The sequence below is a fragment of the Herpetosiphonaceae bacterium genome (assembly GCA_036374795.1).
In the GTDB taxonomy this organism is placed as follows: domain Bacteria; phylum Chloroflexota; class Chloroflexia; order Chloroflexales; family Kallotenuaceae; genus LB3-1.
This window is the reverse complement of the sequence record DASUTC010000129.1, coordinates 11721-27972: the sequence shown is the minus strand read 5'-3', so window position 1 is coordinate 27972 and position 16252 is coordinate 11721. Positions and strand designations below refer to the sequence as shown.

Annotated in this window: 19 protein-coding genes; 15 read left to right on the top strand and 4 right to left on the bottom strand. The window is 62.0% G+C overall.

Annotated features, from left to right (window positions below; all coding sequences use genetic code 11):
* Positions 1-232 precede the first annotated feature (232 nt).
* On the bottom strand, positions 233-1678 hold the full coding sequence (era, locus tag VFZ66_09275) for a GTPase Era (protein HEX6289369.1): 1446 nt from the start codon (positions 1676-1678) through the stop codon (positions 233-235).
* 66 nt (positions 1679-1744) lie between these two features.
* Entirely contained in the window at positions 1745-2452 is a 708-nt protein-coding gene (locus VFZ66_09270; GenBank protein ID HEX6289368.1) for a DUF4230 domain-containing protein, read from the bottom strand.
* 217 nt (positions 2453-2669) lie between these two features.
* Here VFZ66_09270 and VFZ66_09265 point away from each other — a divergent pair, with 217 nt between their 5' ends.
* The 15 genes from VFZ66_09265 to VFZ66_09195 all read left to right on the top strand — a co-directional run bounded on the left by VFZ66_09265 (position 2670) and on the right by VFZ66_09195 (position 13498).
* Positions 2670-3443: a YqcI/YcgG family protein gene (locus tag VFZ66_09265; protein ID HEX6289367.1), complete on the top strand. Its 774-nt coding sequence runs from the start codon at positions 2670-2672 to the stop codon at positions 3441-3443.
* Between the two features lie 23 nt (positions 3444-3466).
* The gene (locus VFZ66_09260) at positions 3467-3775 is read left to right on the top strand and encodes a cupin domain-containing protein (GenBank protein ID HEX6289366.1); all 309 of its coding nucleotides are present in this window, start codon (positions 3467-3469) and stop codon (positions 3773-3775) included.
* A 158-nt stretch (positions 3776-3933) separates the two neighbouring features.
* Positions 3934-5220 carry an amino acid permease gene (locus tag VFZ66_09255; GenBank protein HEX6289365.1) on the top strand — a complete coding sequence of 429 codons (1287 nt, stop codon included), beginning with the start codon at positions 3934-3936 and terminating at the stop codon, positions 5218-5220.
* Positions 5221-5520: 300 nt separating this feature from the next.
* Positions 5521-6273, top strand: coding sequence for a 30S ribosomal protein S2 (rpsB, locus tag VFZ66_09250; GenBank protein ID HEX6289364.1), 753 nt, complete (start codon positions 5521-5523; stop codon positions 6271-6273).
* 166 nt (positions 6274-6439) lie between these two features.
* Positions 6440-6973, top strand: a complete 534-nt coding sequence (tsf, locus tag VFZ66_09245) for a translation elongation factor Ts (protein ID HEX6289363.1) — start codon at positions 6440-6442, stop codon at positions 6971-6973.
* Between the two features lie 60 nt (positions 6974-7033).
* On the top strand, positions 7034-7756 hold the full coding sequence (gene pyrH, locus VFZ66_09240) for a UMP kinase (GenBank protein ID HEX6289362.1): 723 nt from the start codon (positions 7034-7036) through the stop codon (positions 7754-7756).
* 54 nt (positions 7757-7810) lie between these two features.
* Positions 7811-8368 (top strand): ribosome recycling factor, encoded by a 558-nt coding sequence (gene frr / locus VFZ66_09235; GenBank protein HEX6289361.1) that lies wholly within the window; start codon positions 7811-7813, stop codon positions 8366-8368.
* Positions 8369-8443: 75 nt separating this feature from the next.
* Positions 8444-9148, top strand: a complete 705-nt coding sequence (locus VFZ66_09230) for an isoprenyl transferase (GenBank protein HEX6289360.1) — start codon at positions 8444-8446, stop codon at positions 9146-9148.
* On the top strand, positions 9099-10004 hold the full coding sequence (locus VFZ66_09225) for a phosphatidate cytidylyltransferase (GenBank protein ID HEX6289359.1): 906 nt from the start codon (positions 9099-9101) through the stop codon (positions 10002-10004). Before VFZ66_09230 ends, VFZ66_09225 begins: the two co-directional genes overlap by 50 nt.
* A 276-nt stretch (positions 10005-10280) precedes the next feature.
* The gene (locus VFZ66_09220) at positions 10281-11411 is read left to right on the top strand and encodes a M50 family metallopeptidase (GenBank protein ID HEX6289358.1); all 1131 of its coding nucleotides are present in this window, start codon (positions 10281-10283) and stop codon (positions 11409-11411) included.
* A complete protein-coding gene (locus tag VFZ66_09215; GenBank protein ID HEX6289357.1) occupies positions 11404-11643 on the top strand; it encodes a hypothetical protein in 240 nt (79 codons plus the stop codon). Before VFZ66_09220 ends, VFZ66_09215 begins: the two co-directional genes overlap by 8 nt.
* Positions 11643-12146 carry a CRISPR-associated protein Cas4 gene (cas4, locus tag VFZ66_09210; protein ID HEX6289356.1) on the top strand — a complete coding sequence of 168 codons (504 nt, stop codon included), beginning with the start codon at positions 11643-11645 and terminating at the stop codon, positions 12144-12146. Before VFZ66_09215 ends, cas4 begins: the two co-directional genes overlap by 1 nt.
* A 90-nt stretch (positions 12147-12236) precedes the next feature.
* Positions 12237-12551 carry a hypothetical protein gene (locus VFZ66_09205; protein ID HEX6289355.1) on the top strand — a complete coding sequence of 105 codons (315 nt, stop codon included), beginning with the start codon at positions 12237-12239 and terminating at the stop codon, positions 12549-12551.
* A gap of 9 nt (positions 12552-12560) precedes the next feature.
* A complete protein-coding gene (locus tag VFZ66_09200) occupies positions 12561-12908 on the top strand; it encodes a hypothetical protein (protein ID HEX6289354.1) in 348 nt (115 codons plus the stop codon).
* A gap of 113 nt (positions 12909-13021) precedes the next feature.
* Entirely contained in the window at positions 13022-13498 is a 477-nt protein-coding gene (locus VFZ66_09195; GenBank protein ID HEX6289353.1) for a 6-pyruvoyl tetrahydropterin synthase family protein, read from the top strand.
* 14 nt (positions 13499-13512) lie between these two features.
* Here the strand turns inward: VFZ66_09195 and VFZ66_09190 are convergent, their stop codons facing one another.
* Positions 13513-15090 (bottom strand): DUF4129 domain-containing protein, encoded by a 1578-nt coding sequence (locus tag VFZ66_09190; GenBank protein ID HEX6289352.1) that lies wholly within the window; start codon positions 15088-15090, stop codon positions 13513-13515.
* The gene (locus VFZ66_09185; GenBank protein ID HEX6289351.1) at positions 15083-16243 is read right to left on the bottom strand and encodes a DUF58 domain-containing protein; all 1161 of its coding nucleotides are present in this window, start codon (positions 16241-16243) and stop codon (positions 15083-15085) included. Before VFZ66_09185 ends, VFZ66_09190 begins: the two co-directional genes overlap by 8 nt.
* Between the last annotated feature and the right edge of the window lie 9 nt (positions 16244-16252).

The window sequence follows — 16252 nt, the reverse complement described above, 5'->3', positions numbered from 1 at the left end:
GCGGGGAGTCAGGCGTCGCCCGCTAACGATGGAGCGGCTGCACAGCGTACACGGCGTAGCGCTCGGCTGCCCCGCCGCCCGCACTCGCCCTGGTTGTGTACGTCAGATCGCCCATATGCTCCACCGAATACCGTAGGGTTCAAAGCTCGAAGCTCCAGCCCCGGCCCTTTGTTCTTTGCTTGCTCCCCGATTCTTGTCTAGCATACCAGAGCTTGCCGGGCACGACAAGCACCTATTTCAGCTTTTTGATGTCGTAGCCCAGCCAGCGCAGACTGGAGGGATCGCGCCGCCAATCTTTGCGCACCTTGATCCACAGATCCAGATAGACCTGCCGCTGAAGCAGCCGCTCGATCTCGTAGCGCGCCGCCGCGCCAATCTTCTTGAGCATCTTGCCGCCCTCGCCGATCACAATCGCTTTATGCGACTCGCGCTCGACGTTGACGGTCGCGCGGATATACAGTCGCTCGCCGCGCTCGGCCCACTCTTCGATCTCGACCGCGACGCCGTGCGGCACTTCCTCGGAGGTGTTCAGCAGCACTTTCTCGCGTACCAGCTCGGCCACCTGCTCGCGCTCCGAGATGTCGGTGACTTGCTCCGCCGGGAAGAGGCGCGGACCCTGCGGCAGCCGCCGCACGATCTCGTCCAGCAGCGTGGGCAGGCCGTCGGTCGTCTTGGCCGACACCGCGACCTCCTGCTCCCACGGGCCTAGCTCGCGGTACTGCTGCAAAAAGACATCGGCTTTGCGCGCGACGTCGATCTTGTTCAGCACGAGGATCGCCGGTTTGCGCGAGCGTTTGATCGCCTCGGCGATCTCACGGTCCAGATTCGACGGCGGCTCGGATGCGTCGACCACGAAGCACAGCACGTCGGAGTCGGGGATAGCGCGGCGCGCAGCCTGCACCATGAACTCGCCCAGCCCGGAGCGCGGCGTGTGCAGGCCCGGCGTGTCCACAAAGATCACCTGCGCATCGTCGCGGTTGAGAATGCCGCGCACCGGCAGCCGCGTCGTCTGTGGCTTGGGCGAGACGATCGAGACTTTCCGGCCCAGGTAGGCGTTCAGCAGCGTGGACTTGCCGACGTTGGGCTTGCCCAGCAGCGCGACGAAGCCGGAGTGGACGACCTCATCGGATAGGATCGCTGCGGTCGTGTCGGGCGCGGCAGGCGCGGCAAGCTCCTCGACCGGCGTGGCAGTGCCGCCGTCGGGCGCGGCGGCTGCGAGATCGGCCTCCGGCTGGACCATCGGCCCCGCCTCGTCCTCGTCCTCATCGTCGCCGCCGAAGACCTCCACGATCAGCGGCTCGGCGTGCTCCAGGCGCGCGCCCAGCTCAAACTCCGGCTCGGCGAAGACTTCCACGCCCAGCACGCGGCTATTGCGATCCAGGTCGAAGATCGCCGGAAACGGAAACTCGACCTGCTCAGGCGTCGGCTCGCGCTTGAACCAGATGGTGAGCACGCCCGTCTCGCGATCGTAATCGACCTGCTCGTGTCCCACGGCGAAGCGCAGCGCCTCCGACAGCAGCACGCCTGCGGTTTCAAATTGAAAGCCAACCAGCTGTCGGCCCGCGTCCACCAGAAACCGACCGTCGATATCGATCTGTGATGCATCCTCGCCCTCTTCGATGTCGGCGAAATAGCAGTACAGCATCCGTGCATCACGGTCGTAGGTGAGTTCGATCATCGTTTTCTATCCTTAGTCAACATCCGCGCAGCAGAGCAAGGTCCTACGCCGTTGAATTCATGCAAGTTATGCACCACCCGACGGCAGCGTACATTGTCCCTCAGGCACAGTCACCACCACGGTGTCAATGCCAAACGCCTTGACTAAATTCTCGATGCTGCGCTTGCCTTCGTCGGCGGCGCGCTTGAGGATATTATCTTCACAGGCGGCCTGCAAGATCTGCTGCTCCGCTACCCGGCGCGCCTCGCTTTCGAGACCGGGATTGCCCTGGTTGAAAATCCCCGTCTCGCGATCGTATACATAGGTCTTCTCATTATCCAGGCGGCTGACCAGAATCTCAGGCGGCGGCAGCGCGACCGTCGCGCTCTTGCCGTCCTCGCTCACGACGACATCTTCAGGCCGCATCTTCGACAGATCGAAACCGGCGATGACGTCGCCGTGCGCCACCAGCAGCAGCTTATCGCCTCGAAAAAAGTTATAGAAGGCGCTGCCGCCCTGCTCCGCCGTAATCACCTTTTCGATCGAGGCCGTCGTCGTCTCCAGCCGGTTGAGCGCCCGAATCTGCTGGATCACCGCCGGACGATCGACCGAGATCGTCGTGGGCGCGGCGGCGAGCGGATTGTTGATCGACGCGCCGCCGAACGGATTCAGGTTGCTGGTAGCGCGGTTAAGACCAAAGTAAAAGAAAGCGCCCAGGATCACCAGACCCAGCGCCAGAATCGCCGCACCGCTGAAGCAACCAGCGCCCGACGGCGTATCATCATCGTAATACATATCATTGCTCCCGGATTTAACGATAAAACAAATGTTCTAATCTATTTAGTGAAGAATATACCACATAACAACAGATCATCATACCACAAAACCGGGCGATAGCCGGGGTAGTCGATCTTTCGTTCGATATGTAAATGGCTATTGACAATCAGATTTACGTTTAGTATAAAAGATCTAAATACCGCCTACCAGCCCTATACAACAAGGAGTAGCCTTCATGGCTGAAGCCCCAGTTACGTCCGTGCATAGCGACGCAACAGCCCTGGGACTGATCGTATCTGCCGAAGAAATTAGACAAGGAATCGTCGATTCCAAACTACCCCCCTGGGCTCAAGACACCTTTCACGCATTCCAAAACGACCTTCTTTCAACGGAAAGGCTGTTTCCGTGTATCTTTGGAGTCGAGGCGCTCAAGCAGGACAACCTCCGGTTTGTATTTCTCGAAGACCCCTACCACGACGAAAGTTTATACACGCTGAAGAACTCGCTCGTCGAGTACACCGGCATCTATCGCTCGCTCAGCCGCATGACATCGCTCGTCGCGCTCTTCAAGCCACAGGCAGCCATCAAGCCGATCGAGGAGTATCGCCAGGACTTTTGGCATGTGATCCAGTTCCTACACGAGCACGATCCTGCGCTGTGGCCTGTTGATATTCCGATCGACACCCAGGAAGCGCTCTGGGAATTCTGCTTCAACGGCGATCCGATGTTCGTCGTGTGCAATACCCCGGCTCACACACAGCGCCGCAGCCGCAGCAGCAAAGGCTTTATGATCACCTTCCAGCCGCGCTGGGTTTTTGAAGGATTGGGCAACACACCGAAGGGCGAAAAAGCGCGGCGCTCCATCCGCGAGCGTATCGTGAAATACGATACCATCACGCCGTATCCAGGGCTAGGCGCGTACGGCGATCCCAACAATAACGAGTGGAAGCAGTACTTCTTGCCGGACGATAACAGCACTGAGTTTACCGAATGTCCTTTCAAGCACTAACCCAGCTACAGGAGAGACCCTCTATGCAGCCGACATTTGCGCAAGCGCAGATTGTTCGCGGCTCCAGCCTCAGCCTTGAAGAAGCTGTGATGGAGCTGCTGCCGCCGACCGGCTCGGTTGAGGTCCAGCGCGACACGCCTGGGCGAGAACACCCGACACATACACATCCGACGGATGAAACCCTGCTGATCATCAAAGGGCAGATCACGTTCACCGTCGGTGATCGCTCGGAGCAATGCGGCCCCGGCGATCGGCTCTTGCTGCCCAAAGGCACCCTGCACTCCTCGGTGGCCGGGCCAGAAGGATGCCTCTACATTATCGCCCTCCACTAAGCGCTGATGGTCGCCAACACAGAGATGCAGTATGCTGATCCCGGAAGCCACATGCTTCTGGCTCAAGAGTGCTGCATTTCTGCCTCTACCGCTCGACACCCAGCACATTCATGAACCACGCACAACATGCGCGCGCACCCGCGTGAGGAGAAACCAAGGTGAGTACATCGTCATCCGAGCTCGCAAAAACGCTGACGATCGGCGAAGCGATCGGCCTGGCTATCAGTATCGTCGTCGGCAGCGGGCTGCTTGTTTTGCCCGGTCTTGCATATCAACTCTCAGGCGGTGCTGCGATCTATTCGTGGCTGCTGAATGCGCTGCTGGTTATTCCGCTGCTCATTATCTTTGCGTATCTCGGCGCGAATTTTCCGAGCGCCGGCGGCATTGCGGGCTTTGTCCAGGCCGCCTTTTCGCGGCCCCTTGCGGCAGCGACCGAGCTGCTGGTCCTTGGCACGTTCTCGCTTGGCATTCCTGCAATTGCCACCACCGGCGGCAACTATTTTAGCCTTGCGATCAACGGCGGCACGATCGGCACGATCATCGGGACGCTGGGCTTGCTCGCCCTGGCCGCGATCGTCAACTACCAGGGCGCGAAAATTTCGGGACGTATCCAGCAGATCCTATCATTCTCGCTCGTCGCGATCCTGGGCATCGCCGCGCTGGCCGCGCTGATCTTTGGCGATCACAGCGTCGGCACACCAGTCGCGCCGCTGAGCATGTGGCAGGCTGCGCTGCCATCGCTTGGGCTGGTCTTCTTCGCCTATACCGGCTGGGAAATGCTCTCATTCACGGCTGAAGAATATCGTAATCCCAGGCGAGACTTTCCGATAGCGGTCAGCGCCAGCTTCATCATCGTGATCTTGCTCTACCTGGCAATCGCGCTCGGCATTCAGTTGACATTATCGCCGCAGGATAGCGCGCTGACGACGGCTCCAGTTGCGCGTATGTTAGGCGCTGTGCTCGGCTCCGTCAGCGAGAAAGTCGTCGCGCTGATCGGCGTGGTCATTATTGCGACCAACCTGATTGGCGCGACATGGGCCGCCTCGCGGCTCGTCTTCTCATCGGCGCGCGAGGGCTTGCTGCCGCGCGTGCTTGCAGAGGTCGATCCGCGCTCAAGAACGCCGCGCCCGGCCATCGCGCTGGTAATTACGATCTTTACGATCGTCGCGGTCACGCACTTTTTAGGGATCGTCACGCTTGGGCAACTGCTGCAAATTGCCGGTCAGAACTTCTTTATTCTGTACGGCTTGAGCGTGATCGCCTACATCAAGCTGGCAAGTAACCTGTGGTTCCGTCTGTTTGGCCTGGTAAGCCTGGCCTTAGTTATGGTGACAATGGGCACGTTCGGCTGGGCGCTGCTGTATCCGCTCGCCTTGATTCTGCTCGGCCTGCTCCTCGTGCGGAGACGGACCGCCAGAGTACAGCCGGTACACGCGGCTGAGTAGCGCTCGCCGTTCAGTCCGCCGCCATCACCGGCCCGTGGAGCCGCGCCCAGGCAGGATACGATCCCGGCTGGAGCGTGGCTCTTTCGTGTGCTTCCATAGCGCAGAGCAGCGATTCGGCCCACTGCAAAGCGCTGGCAGCGCCTCGACTTTTGCCGTCAACTACACCATGTGCTATACTACGCTTCGGCCCAAAAAAGGCCAGCACACACACCTCCCGACTGACGAACGTCTGCCGAGAACGCTTGGTCGTGCGTCGGAATGACAGAGGTGGCGGAGCTAAGAATCTTTAGGAGGAAACCGTTGGCACAAGCACAAGCACCTGCCCAGCGCGAGCGCGTCATCAGCATGCGCGAGCTTTTGGAGGCGGGCGTGCATTTTGGGCACCAGACACGGCGCTGGAATCCCAAGATGCGCCCGTTCATCTTCACCGAGCGGAACGGCATTCACATCATCGATCTTCAGCAGACGATTCCTGCCGTGCAGACAGCATACGAGTTCATCTCAGACCTGGCGGCGCGCGGACAGAAAGTGCTGTTCGTGGGCACGAAAAAGCAGGCGCAGGACATCGTGGCCGAAGAAGCGGCCCGATCGAACCAATATGCCGTTACGAACCGCTGGCTGGGCGGTACGCTGACAAACTTTCAGACTATTCGGGAGCGGCTCAACCACCTGGCCGAGCTTGAGGCCCGCCGTGATCGCGGCGACTTTGCCAAGCTGACCAAGGCGGAAGGGCTGAAGCTCGAAGAAGAGATCGTCAAGCTGAACCGGACCTTCGGCGGCATCAAGACGATGGATCGGCTGCCGGGCGCGCTGTTCATCGTCGATCCGCACCGCGAGCAGCTAGCGGTTGCCGAGGCGCGCAAGCTGGGCCTTCCGATCCTCGCGATGGTCGACACGAACTGCAATCCCGATGTCATCGATTTCGTCATTCCGGCGAACGACGATGCCATTCGCGGCGTGCGGCTGATCGTGTCCAAGCTGGCCGACGCCGCGATCGAAGGCCAGCAGCGCCGCCAGGCGCGCTACGAGGGCGCAACGAACGAAGCGGTCTAGCCGCATTTGCCGTACCTGGAAGACTGGAAGACTGTGTGATGCCGAGCTGCGTCCAGGCTTCTATGTCTTCCGATTTTTATGTCTCGCGTTAAGTTTCAACGCTACAGCGGAGAGCAGCGCGTAGCACAACGTGTATCAGCCAGAGCCATAAAAGGAGCTACGAGTCATGGCAGTGTCGATGGATCAGGTAAGAGAGCTGCGGGAGCGCACCGGCGCGGGTATTCTGGATTGCAAAAAAGTGCTGGAGCAGACCGGCGGCGACATGAAGCAGGCGCTCGCGATTCTGCGCGAGAAGGGCTTGCAGGTGCTCGACAAGAAGGCGGGCCGCGAAGCGAAGGAAGGCCGCATCGACGTGTACATCCACGCCGGCAACAAGATGGCGGCGATGGTCGAGATCGACTGTGAAACCGACTTCGTGGCGCGCAACGACGAGTTTATCAAGCTGGTCAAGGACGTGGCGCTGCACATCGCCAGCAACCCCGACGTCAAGTACATCACCAGGGATCAGGTGCCAGCAGGCGAGGCCGAAGCCTACGATTCAGGCACGCCCGAAGAGTACTACGAGAAGACCGTGCTGATGGTGCAGCCGTTCGTGCGCAATCCCAGCGAGTCGATCGAGGACATGGTGCGCAACACAGCGGCCAAGACCGGCGAGAATATCGTGATCCGCCGCTTCGTACGCTACGAGATCGGCGCGTAGTATGTATGCGGACGATGGAGCGCCTGAGCGCGCTCCATTGTTGCTCCTGCGGATGAGGCTATGAGTCAACCAAAATACAAACGCGCGCTGCTGAAGCTCAGCGGCGAGGCCCTGGCCGGTGAGCGCGGCTTTGGCGTCGATCCGGGCGTTGTGCAGTTCATCGCCCGCGAGATCGAGTCGATGCAGGAGCTAGGCGGCGAAGTCGCCGTCGTCGTCGGCGGCGGCAATTTTTGGCGCGGCGGCACAGCCATTGCTGAAGGTATGGATGCTCCACAGGCGCATTACGCAGGCATGCTTGCGACGATCATGAACGCGCTGGCGCTTCAGGATGCCCTTGAACAACATGGGCTGCACACACGCGCGATGACGGCGATCCAGATGGATCAGGTGGCGGAGCCGTATATTCGGCGGCGCGCGACTCGACATCTGGAAAAGGGACGTGTCATAATACTGGCAGCGGGCACCGGCAATCCCTTCTTCACCACGGATACCGCTGCGGCGCTTCGCGCTGCGGAATTGGATGCGGATGTGATCCTCATGGCAAAAAACCGCGTCGACGGCGTGTACGACGCCGATCCACGGCTGGAGCGCACGGCGAAGAAGTTCGATCGCATCAGCTACCTTGAGGCGATCAACCGTGGCCTCCAGGTGATGGATAGCACCGCGCTGACCTTCTGCATGGATAATAACCTGCCGATCGTCGTCTTTGATCTCTTCAAGCCAGGCAATGCCGCACGCATTATTGCAGGCGAGCATGTGGGAACGCTGGTGACGAAAGAATAGCGTGATCGGCTGCGCACCGACCTAGTGTACTTCACGTCATAAAGGAGTTAGGTGATGGTCAAGGATACCCTCAACCAGGCCGAAACAAAGATGAAAAAGACGGTCGAGGCGCTGCGGCACCATCTCAACAGTATCCGCACGGGCCGCGCATCGCCCGCGCTGATCGAGCACCTGCACGTCGAGTACTACGGCTCGGACATGCCGCTGAATCAGCTTGCCAACATCTCCGCTCCCGAAGCACGCATGCTCATGATTCAGCCGTGGGATAAAGGCTCGATGAAGGCGATCGAAAAAGCGATCCAGCAATCGGATCTGGGCCTGAATCCCAACAACGACGGGCAGGTCATCCGCCTCGCGATCCCGGCGCTGACCGAGCAGCGCCGCAAAGAGCTGGTCAAGCTGGTCAAGAAAGAAGTCGAAGAGCAGAAGGTTTCGCTGCGCAACGTACGCCGCGACGCCCAGAGCGACCTGAAGAAGCTCGAAAGCGACAAGCAGATCAGCGAAGATGAGCTGAAGCGGGCGCAGGAAAAGCTCGAACAGCTTACCACGCAGTACACCAAAGAGCTTGATCAGCTTGGTCATACTAAAGAGCAAGAAGTGATGGAAGTCTAGCATCGCGTGGCTCGTAGGGCGTCGCGCACACGCAGCCGACGAGCGCCTACGAGCCGCATGGTAGCGGAGCGAAGCATGAGCGCGGTCCCGCGACATATCGCAATCATTATGGATGGCAATGGCCGATGGGCCAGGCAACGAGGATTGCCACGTGCCGTAGGCCACCGTGCTGGCGTCGATAATATCCGGCGCATCGTGCAAGAGTGTAAGGCACAGGGCGTCGATCATCTCACCTTGTATGCGTTCAGCACGGAAAATTGGAACCGGCCCGGCCCGGAAGTGCGCGCGCTGATGACGCTCTTCGGCGAGTTTATCGATCGCGAGACGCATGAGCTGCATCGTGAGGGCGTCTGTATTCGTCACCTGGGCAAGATCGAACATCTATCGAGCACGCTCCAGCAGAAAGTGCGGTATGCGCTCGATCTGACGCAGCATAACACGACGATGACGCTGGCTGTTGCGCTGGACTACGGCGGACGCGACGAGATCGTCCATGCGGTACGCGCGCTGATCGCTCAGGGCTGCACACCAGGCGAGATCACCGAGGAAACGATCGCGGAGCACCTGTACACCGGGGGCATGCCCGATCCCGATCTGATCATTCGCACAGGCGGCGAGTTCCGGCTGAGCAATTTTTTGATCTGGCAGGCCGCATACGCCGAGTTTTATAGTTCGCCGGTCTTCTGGCCCGACTTTGGCACCGAAGAGCTGCGACAGGCAATAGCCGCCTATGGACAGCGCGAACGCCGTTTCGGAGCGCTCCCGGAAACCGCTCGATAGCAATCTGATCCAGCGCATCTTGAGCGCGATCGTGCTGCTGCCGATCGTCGCGCTGATCGTCTGGTGGGGCGAGCCGCTCGTCAGCGCCACCGTCATTCTCCTGGCGGTGATCGCGCTGCACGAGCTGTTTGGCTTATTCCGGGGTGGCGGCTATCAGCCACGGCGGAGCGCGGGCTATCTCAGCGTGACCCTGTTCATCGTCGCGGCGGCGCTGCGGGCGCGCGTGGGTCTGGACTGGACCGGCCTGGCGCTGATCACGTCGATCATCGCGTCGCTCAGCGTCGAATTGCCTCGCCGCAATCGCCAGCACGAGCTGCTGCACTGGTCGCTGACGCTATCGGGCGCGACGTATATCGGCTGGACGCTGGCGCACTTTGTCTTGCTGCGCGCGATCGGCACGCCGCTCGAACCGTCGACCTTGCCGCGCGTTCTGCGGCTGGAGCCGGGCGCGGCCTGGGTCGTCTATGTCCTGATCATCACCTTCGCCAACGATACCGGCGCGTACTTCACCGGGCGGCTGTGGGGCAGCCATCGCATGGCACCCTATATCTCGCCCAAGAAAAGCTGGGAAGGGGCGGTCGGCGGCCTCGTCCTCGCCACGCTGGTCGGCGCTGGCCTGGTGCCGCTGCTGGGGTTGCCGATCCCGCTCTGGGTCGGCGCGCTGCTCGGCACGATCGGCAGTATCGCCGGGCAGGCCGGGGATCTGGCCGAGTCGTTGATCAAACGTCAGGTCAATATCAAAGACTCCGGTCATATTATCCCCGGACACGGCGGCATCCTCGATCGGATCGATAGCCTGCTGTTTACCGTGCCCGTGCTGTACTATATGATCACGTTGTTTCTCTCTATCGGCTAGCTTCAAGCTCAACGTTTCAAGCTCAACGCTTCAAGCGCCTGGTTCTCGTCCCTTTGTTCTTTGCTCTTTGTTCACCTTACACGGGTAGGAAAGAACATGATGGGGCCACCCTCACGCCCCCACCTGATGGCCCGTTGTTCTTTCAGCCACCGCCTGCGCCGGACCAAAAGCAGCCTGTTGACTACCCCCTGGCTTTTGGGTACACTGCATACCGACGGTAATGCATGACGACACGAAGACGTACCTCGCATGCATTGATCCTCAGGAGTTTGGTTCATGCTTAATTGGTTGTGGATCCTCACAGTTATTCCCGCCCTCGGCTTCTTGATCTTCGTGCATGAGCTTGGTCACTTTCTGACGGCTCTGCGGCTGGGGATCAAAGTCGAAGAGTTTGGCTTTGGCTACCCGCCAAGGATCATGACTCTGTTCCACTGGCGCGGCGTGCCAGTCACCCTTAACTGGCTGCCACTCGGCGGATTTGTGAGGATGGCTGGCGAAGAAGGCAACTTCGATGTCGAAGGCTCGCTCGCGTCAGCGCCGCCCTGGAAAAAGATCCCGGTGATGGCCGCTGGCTCGCTCATGAATATTATCACTGCGATCTTGATCTTTGCGCTGATTATGGGCGTCGCGGGGCAGCCCGATCCGGTCGGCGCCGTGACGATCTCCAGCGTCGCGACGAACTCACCCGCCGCGCAGGCCAACTTGCAGCCGGGTGATGTCATTCTGGCGATCGACGGCCAGAAGATCGACTCGATCGGCACGCTGCACGAGCTGCTCGAGCCGCGCCTGGGCAAGCAGGTGACGCTCGACATTCAGCGCACCGCGCCGCAAGATGGCACAACCACGTTTAATGTGACATTGACGCCACGCACCCGCGATCAGATCGGGCCGGACGAAGGGCCGGTCGGCATCGCGCTGGATATACCCAACGACTCGGTTACAGGCGTACGCTACAGCGATCCGCTCAACCCGATCGCCGCGCTGATGTACGGCGTGCGCAATACCTTCTCGCTCTTCTTCCAGATGCTCGCCGGGATTGGCCTGCTGCTCGGCTCGCTGCTTGGCCTGGTGAGCACCGAGATTCAGGGCAGCGTGGCAGGGCCGGTCGGGATTGCGCGTATGACGGGCGAGGTCGCGCGGACCGGCGGCCTGATCAGCTACCTCAACCTGACGGCGATCATCAGCGTGAACCTGGCGCTGATCAACCTGCTGCCCTTCCCGGCGCTCGACGGCAGCCGCATTGTGTTTGCGCTGATCGAGTGGATTCGACGCGGCAAGCGCGTGCCGCCGGAGAAGGAGGCGATGGTTCACGCGCTGGGGATGATCGCGCTGCTGGGCCTGATGCTGCTGATCACCCTCTCCGACGTGCGCAACATCTGGATCGGGCGAAGTCCGTTTGGTGGCTAGGGTGGCGCGCGGGCGGCTGATTCGAGCCAGTGAGATTGGCGAGTACGTGTATTGTCACCGGGCATGGTGGCTGCATCACAGCGTGGGGCTAGAGCCTGCGGGCCGCGAGCGCCGCGCGCGCGGTACGGCGCTGCATAGACGACATGGGCGGCAGGTGTGGCTATCACACCTGCTTGTCGTTGGTGCCCTGATCTTGCTGGGCCTGGCGCTGCTGCTCTTCGCGCTCCGCTGATGGCCTACGTTCTGCTGGCCTGTGCCGTGGTGCTGCTGGCGGTGGCTCTGCGGCTACGGCGCGCGACGGGCATTCCCTGGGCGCGGGTGCAGGCCAGCGATACGGGCGGTTGGCGCGCGGCGGAAGCGCCGCTGATCTCACAGCGCTACGGCCTGGTGGGCAAGCCCGACTATGTGCTTGAGACGCGCGACGGCCTCATTCCGATCGAGGTCAAGCCCAGCCGCACGGCGCCGGAGCCATACGATTCGGATCTGATGCAGCTTGTGGCCTACTGTCTGCTGATCGAAGACACAACCGGCGCTGCGCCGCCGTATGGTCTGCTGCGCTACGCGCGGCACACCTTTCGCGTACCCTACACGCGGGCGCTGCGGGCCGAGCTGATCGAGCTGATCGAGGAGCTGCGCCAGCGCCGAGAAGCGCAGGACGTGCCGCGCTCCCACGACTCGGCGGCGCGCTGTCGAGGCTGTGGCTTCTACAGCATGTGCGACGATCGGTTGGCGTGAGGCGGGCAGTACCGACGAGGACCGGCGAAGCATGGCGAAATAGAGCCGATTGTGGTACAACTAACACGGTTCTAGTAAACCGAAGCGACGATGGAAAGACTGACCCGCCAACAACTGATCGAGCAACTGCGCGCAGCCGCCACGGGCGAGATCGAAATACACACGTTGTCGAGCTGGGCATTCGACCAATTCTACGCCGAGGAAGAAGGAACGGTTGAGTTCGAGCCGGGCTACCGCCGCGCGATCGGCGCGGTCCTCGACGATCTGATGTTTGGCGATCAACCTGGCTTTTATCTCACCACCACAGAGTTAGATCAGATGATCCAACACCTGTCACTTGCCGAGCCGGTAGCCGACGATGTCGATGACGACGAGGAGGACGACGCAGATGAGGATCTGGAGTAGGGCTGAACCATGAAAATTCAGCAGCATCCACGGATGAAGGATATTGCGATCGGCGACGAAGTTGTTTGCTATCGCAACAACCTCTACGCGCGAGTCGAAGAAGTCTTCCCCGCCGCCGTGTGTGTCAGACTCGCGGTTGTCCGCAACGTCCACGGTCGCTTCGCTCTTGCGCACTACCCACAGCTCTGGCGAGCCGAAGATATTGAGAATCTCAGCGTCTGCCGCTACTGCGGCTCCCGCGACGAGCTAGCGTTAGAGCAGTGTACCGGAATACCTCTGCGGGTCTGCGCGATGTGTCGCAGTGTCCTGGCGTTCTCGCTGACCGATGAGCTCGCGGAGACGCTTCCGGCCCATTAGCGCGACGGCAGGCCGACGAAAGAACCAAGAACCGAGAACCAGGGGAAGAACAAGGGAACACGGCAGCAACCTTGAACTTGGAACGCGAAACTTGGAACGCGAAACATGAAACGATGTATCGAATCGAGATCACGAAAGACTACTTAGGCTTTGCCGCAGCTCACTTTATTACGATGAAGGGCAAGTGCGAGCGGCTGCACGGCCACAACTATCAGGTGTGGGTCGAGGTTGAGGGCGAGCTGACCGCAGATGGCTACGTCTTCGACTTCAGCGAGCTAAAGCGCGTCGCCAAAGCGCTCTGCGACCGGCTTGACCACCGCGTTCTGCTTGCCACGGAGAATCCCCAGATCGATGTGTACCGCGAAGGCAGCGCGATCCACGCCCGCTACGGCACACAGCACTACATGTTCCCCGCCGACGATGTCGTCTGTCTACCCATCGCCAACACCACCGCCGAACTCCTCGCGACCTATCTTGCCGCTCAGTTTGCGCAACTCCTGCGCGATCAGTCCGATCACGAGCTACATGCTGTCGGCGTGTGGGTGGCGGAAGGGCCGGGCCAGCGCGCCTACTACCGCGAACGGTTGTAGCACCTCAACCCCTCTCACTTGTTGCGCCTGCGGCGCAGGCGCAGCGGATCGATCGAGCGATGAGAGCGCCCGATCAGGTACCTGATCCGCCGCCAGTGCTTGCGCGCCCGCCGCACATCGCCAGGCTGCGCGGGCTGCGGGCCGTACTCAGCCGCCACGTACACATCGGTCAGGCTGCTCACATCGGCATCTGCGGGCGGCACGGCGCTGCCGAGCGCGGCGCGAAACTCGTACGGCGTCTGCGAGCGCGGATGCGCGATGCCGCGTCGCTCGGCTGAGCGAACCATGCGCTGGTAGAGCAGCCGCAACTGTGCCTGCGATCCGGCAGGCGGCGTTATGCGCGGCGACGGCAAGCGTCGCGAGCGGCGGAGGCGGCGCTGGATCGTCTGCACCGCCAGCGCGCTCCAGCTCTGGAGGTCGTGCCAGGCCACGCCAAAGATGCGCACCAGCCAGCGCACGCCACGCCAGCGCATCAGCAGCACACGCAACTCCTGCCGCTGCTGAACATAGCGCAGCAGCGCCATCCCGATCAGCAGCGCGATACAGGCCCAGAAAATCAGCGCCGGTAGCAGCGGACGCTCGGCAGGCGGCGCGGCGATCTGCGGCGGCGGGATCGGACGAAAGATCGGGCCGGACGGCGGGCTGTTTCCGACGAGCAGCGACAGCAGCCAGATGAAGGGAAATAAGAGCAGGCCAAACAGCGCAACCAGCAGCGACACGATGAACGCGGCGATCACCAGCAGCGCATTGATGACCGGCACCAGCGGCGGCGGTGGCACCCAGAGCGTTCCCTGGCTCAGCAGCAGGCCGACAACACAGGCGGAGACGATCAGCAGCCCGCTGGCACGCCGCCAGCGACGCGGCACATCGCTATCGACGCTGGCCTGCTCGATCTGCCAGCCGTAGCGCAGACGATCGAGCTGTCCCTGGCTATGGAGCACCAGACCCGCAACCAGGCATGCAAAGACCGCCACGACCGGACGCGCGGTTGTCCACTGTTGCAGCGCCAGTACAAGCGGCATCTGGTACAACGCCAGGACCGCGCCGCCCAGCGCAACCAGCGTGCAGATCAGCCAGTACCGATCGAAGTGCGCCAGCGCCAGCACCCGATCTTCGATCACGGCGGCCTCTTCGTTGGGCAGGCTGCGGACGCCCTCGCGCGGCAGCTCAGTCTCGAAGGCCAGCACCGCCTGCGCGAGAGTCGTGCCCAGCCCCCAGGTGATCAGCGTCGGCCACACATAGGTGGCAAAGTAGCCGCCAAAAAAGGCCAGCGGATCGCGCAGCCACGGCTGAAGCACCGCGCTGAGCGCGGTGCCCTCCGCGCTCAGACTTGCCAGCCGGATTGCCACGACCAGCAGCGTCAGCTCGACGCCCCGCAGCGCGCCTTGCTCGCCCAGGCTCAGCCGCTCGCGCGCGGCAACGCGCTGCGTGATCACCGCATCGATCGCGGTGAGCGCCAGCAGCGGCAGCAGCCACGGAAGCTGAAGCTGCGGCAAGACCGCCTGGATACCGGAGAGAACGGCTGTCACCGTGCCCAGCACCAGCGCGACGACCAGCAGCATCTGCCACAGGTTGAAGCGAACGTTACGCATATCCGGCTCCAACCGGCTGCCCCTGCCGGTCGATCACGTAGACCATAAGCTGCTGCTGCCTGGCTAGCGCGCGTCCGCTCGGCGTCGCCTCGACCAGCAGCAACGTCAGTTGTTGGCCGCGCTGCCGCAGCGCGATGATCTGCGGCAGGAGATCGAGCGTCAGATCCGCTACCACCAGCGCCAGCGTGCCGCCCCAGGGCAGCGGATGTCCGTGGAGCAGCTCCAGCAGGCTGCGATCCTGTCCAGGCTCCAGCCGTCCGAGCAGACCCAGCACCAGCCGACGCTGGCTGTCGCCTTTGCCAAAGGGCAGGATCACGCCGCTCTGCCTGTCGCGCGGATCGTAGCCGTTGGAGACGAGGCTGATCGGCAGCTTGCGCTGGAGCAGGGCCATGCTGAGCGACGCCGCCGCCGTCACCGCGCGCTCCAGCGCATCTTGCAGCACGCGCGCCGCGTAATCCTGCCGCGCAAACGCCAGCGCGATTGTCGTTTCGGGCGCGATCGTCGGGTCGGCGCGGCGCACCAGCAGCGTGCTCTGGCGCGCGGTCGATTTCCAGTCGAGCCGCCGCACATCGTCGCCCGGCACATACTGTCGCACGCCCGCCGGTCGCGCCGGATCTTCGCCGCGCCGTCCGGTCAGCGGCCCTACGCTCAGCGTCGCAGGCAGGCCCAGCTCCGGAAGCGGCACGATCCGGGGATAGACCGTGATATAGGTCGGACCGATCTGAAGCAGGCTGCGGCCAAGGCCCAGCGCATCGCCGAGGAAGAGCTGTGTGGGACCGAGCGAGTGCCAGCCCCGGCGCGCGCCATGAATGCGGTACCTGATGCGGTGCGTGCCGCCCGCGCCCAGTGAGATCACCTGACGCTGCGGCAGAGCGATGCGCAGCGCGAACGGCACGCTCTCGCGGATCTCCAGCCAGGGCACGCGCAGCAGCGTCGGATTCGCGATCAGCACCGTGACCGTCGCATCCTCGCCATGCGCCAGACATTCGGGCGCTTCACGGCTGACGCGCAGGCCGCGCTCGACCTGCCGCAGCCAGAGACGGCTCAGCAGCGCGACCGCGCCCAGGACGAGCGCCACGAAGCTGATCAGCTCCGAGCGCAGCCCAAGCGCGACGAGCAGCAGCACGATCGCCAGATTGAGCAGCCTGGGCATAGCACTTGA

What these genes read in the sequence shown, in the direction of transcription:
- VFZ66_09265 (HEX6289367.1), top strand. Translation starts at nt 2,670, where the DNA reads ATGGCTGAAGCCCCAGTTACGTCCGTGCATAGCGACGCAACAGCCCTG.
- VFZ66_09270 (HEX6289368.1), bottom strand. Translation starts at nt 2,452, where the DNA reads ATGTATTACGATGATGATACGCCGTCGGGCGCTGGTTGCTTCAGCGGT.
- VFZ66_09205 (HEX6289355.1), top strand. Translation starts at nt 12,237, where the DNA reads ATGGAAAGACTGACCCGCCAACAACTGATCGAGCAACTGCGCGCAGCC.
- tsf (HEX6289363.1), top strand. Translation starts at nt 6,440, where the DNA reads ATGGCAGTGTCGATGGATCAGGTAAGAGAGCTGCGGGAGCGCACCGGC.
- VFZ66_09185 (HEX6289351.1), bottom strand. Translation starts at nt 16,243, where the DNA reads ATGCCCAGGCTGCTCAATCTGGCGATCGTGCTGCTGCTCGTCGCGCTT.
- VFZ66_09230 (HEX6289360.1), top strand. Translation starts at nt 8,444, where the DNA reads ATGAGCGCGGTCCCGCGACATATCGCAATCATTATGGATGGCAATGGC.
- frr (HEX6289361.1), top strand. Translation starts at nt 7,811, where the DNA reads ATGGTCAAGGATACCCTCAACCAGGCCGAAACAAAGATGAAAAAGACG.
- VFZ66_09225 (HEX6289359.1), top strand. Translation starts at nt 9,099, where the DNA reads ATGGACAGCGCGAACGCCGTTTCGGAGCGCTCCCGGAAACCGCTCGAT.
- VFZ66_09220 (HEX6289358.1), top strand. Translation starts at nt 10,281, where the DNA reads ATGCTTAATTGGTTGTGGATCCTCACAGTTATTCCCGCCCTCGGCTTC.
- VFZ66_09195 (HEX6289353.1), top strand. Translation starts at nt 13,022, where the DNA reads ATGTATCGAATCGAGATCACGAAAGACTACTTAGGCTTTGCCGCAGCT.
- VFZ66_09260 (HEX6289366.1), top strand. Translation starts at nt 3,467, where the DNA reads ATGCAGCCGACATTTGCGCAAGCGCAGATTGTTCGCGGCTCCAGCCTC.
- cas4 (HEX6289356.1), top strand. Translation starts at nt 11,643, where the DNA reads ATGGCCTACGTTCTGCTGGCCTGTGCCGTGGTGCTGCTGGCGGTGGCT.
- VFZ66_09190 (HEX6289352.1), bottom strand. Translation starts at nt 15,090, where the DNA reads ATGCGTAACGTTCGCTTCAACCTGTGGCAGATGCTGCTGGTCGTCGCG.
- VFZ66_09200 (HEX6289354.1), top strand. Translation starts at nt 12,561, where the DNA reads ATGAAAATTCAGCAGCATCCACGGATGAAGGATATTGCGATCGGCGAC.
- pyrH (HEX6289362.1), top strand. Translation starts at nt 7,034, where the DNA reads ATGAGTCAACCAAAATACAAACGCGCGCTGCTGAAGCTCAGCGGCGAG.
- era (HEX6289369.1), bottom strand. Translation starts at nt 1,678, where the DNA reads ATGATCGAACTCACCTACGACCGTGATGCACGGATGCTGTACTGCTAT.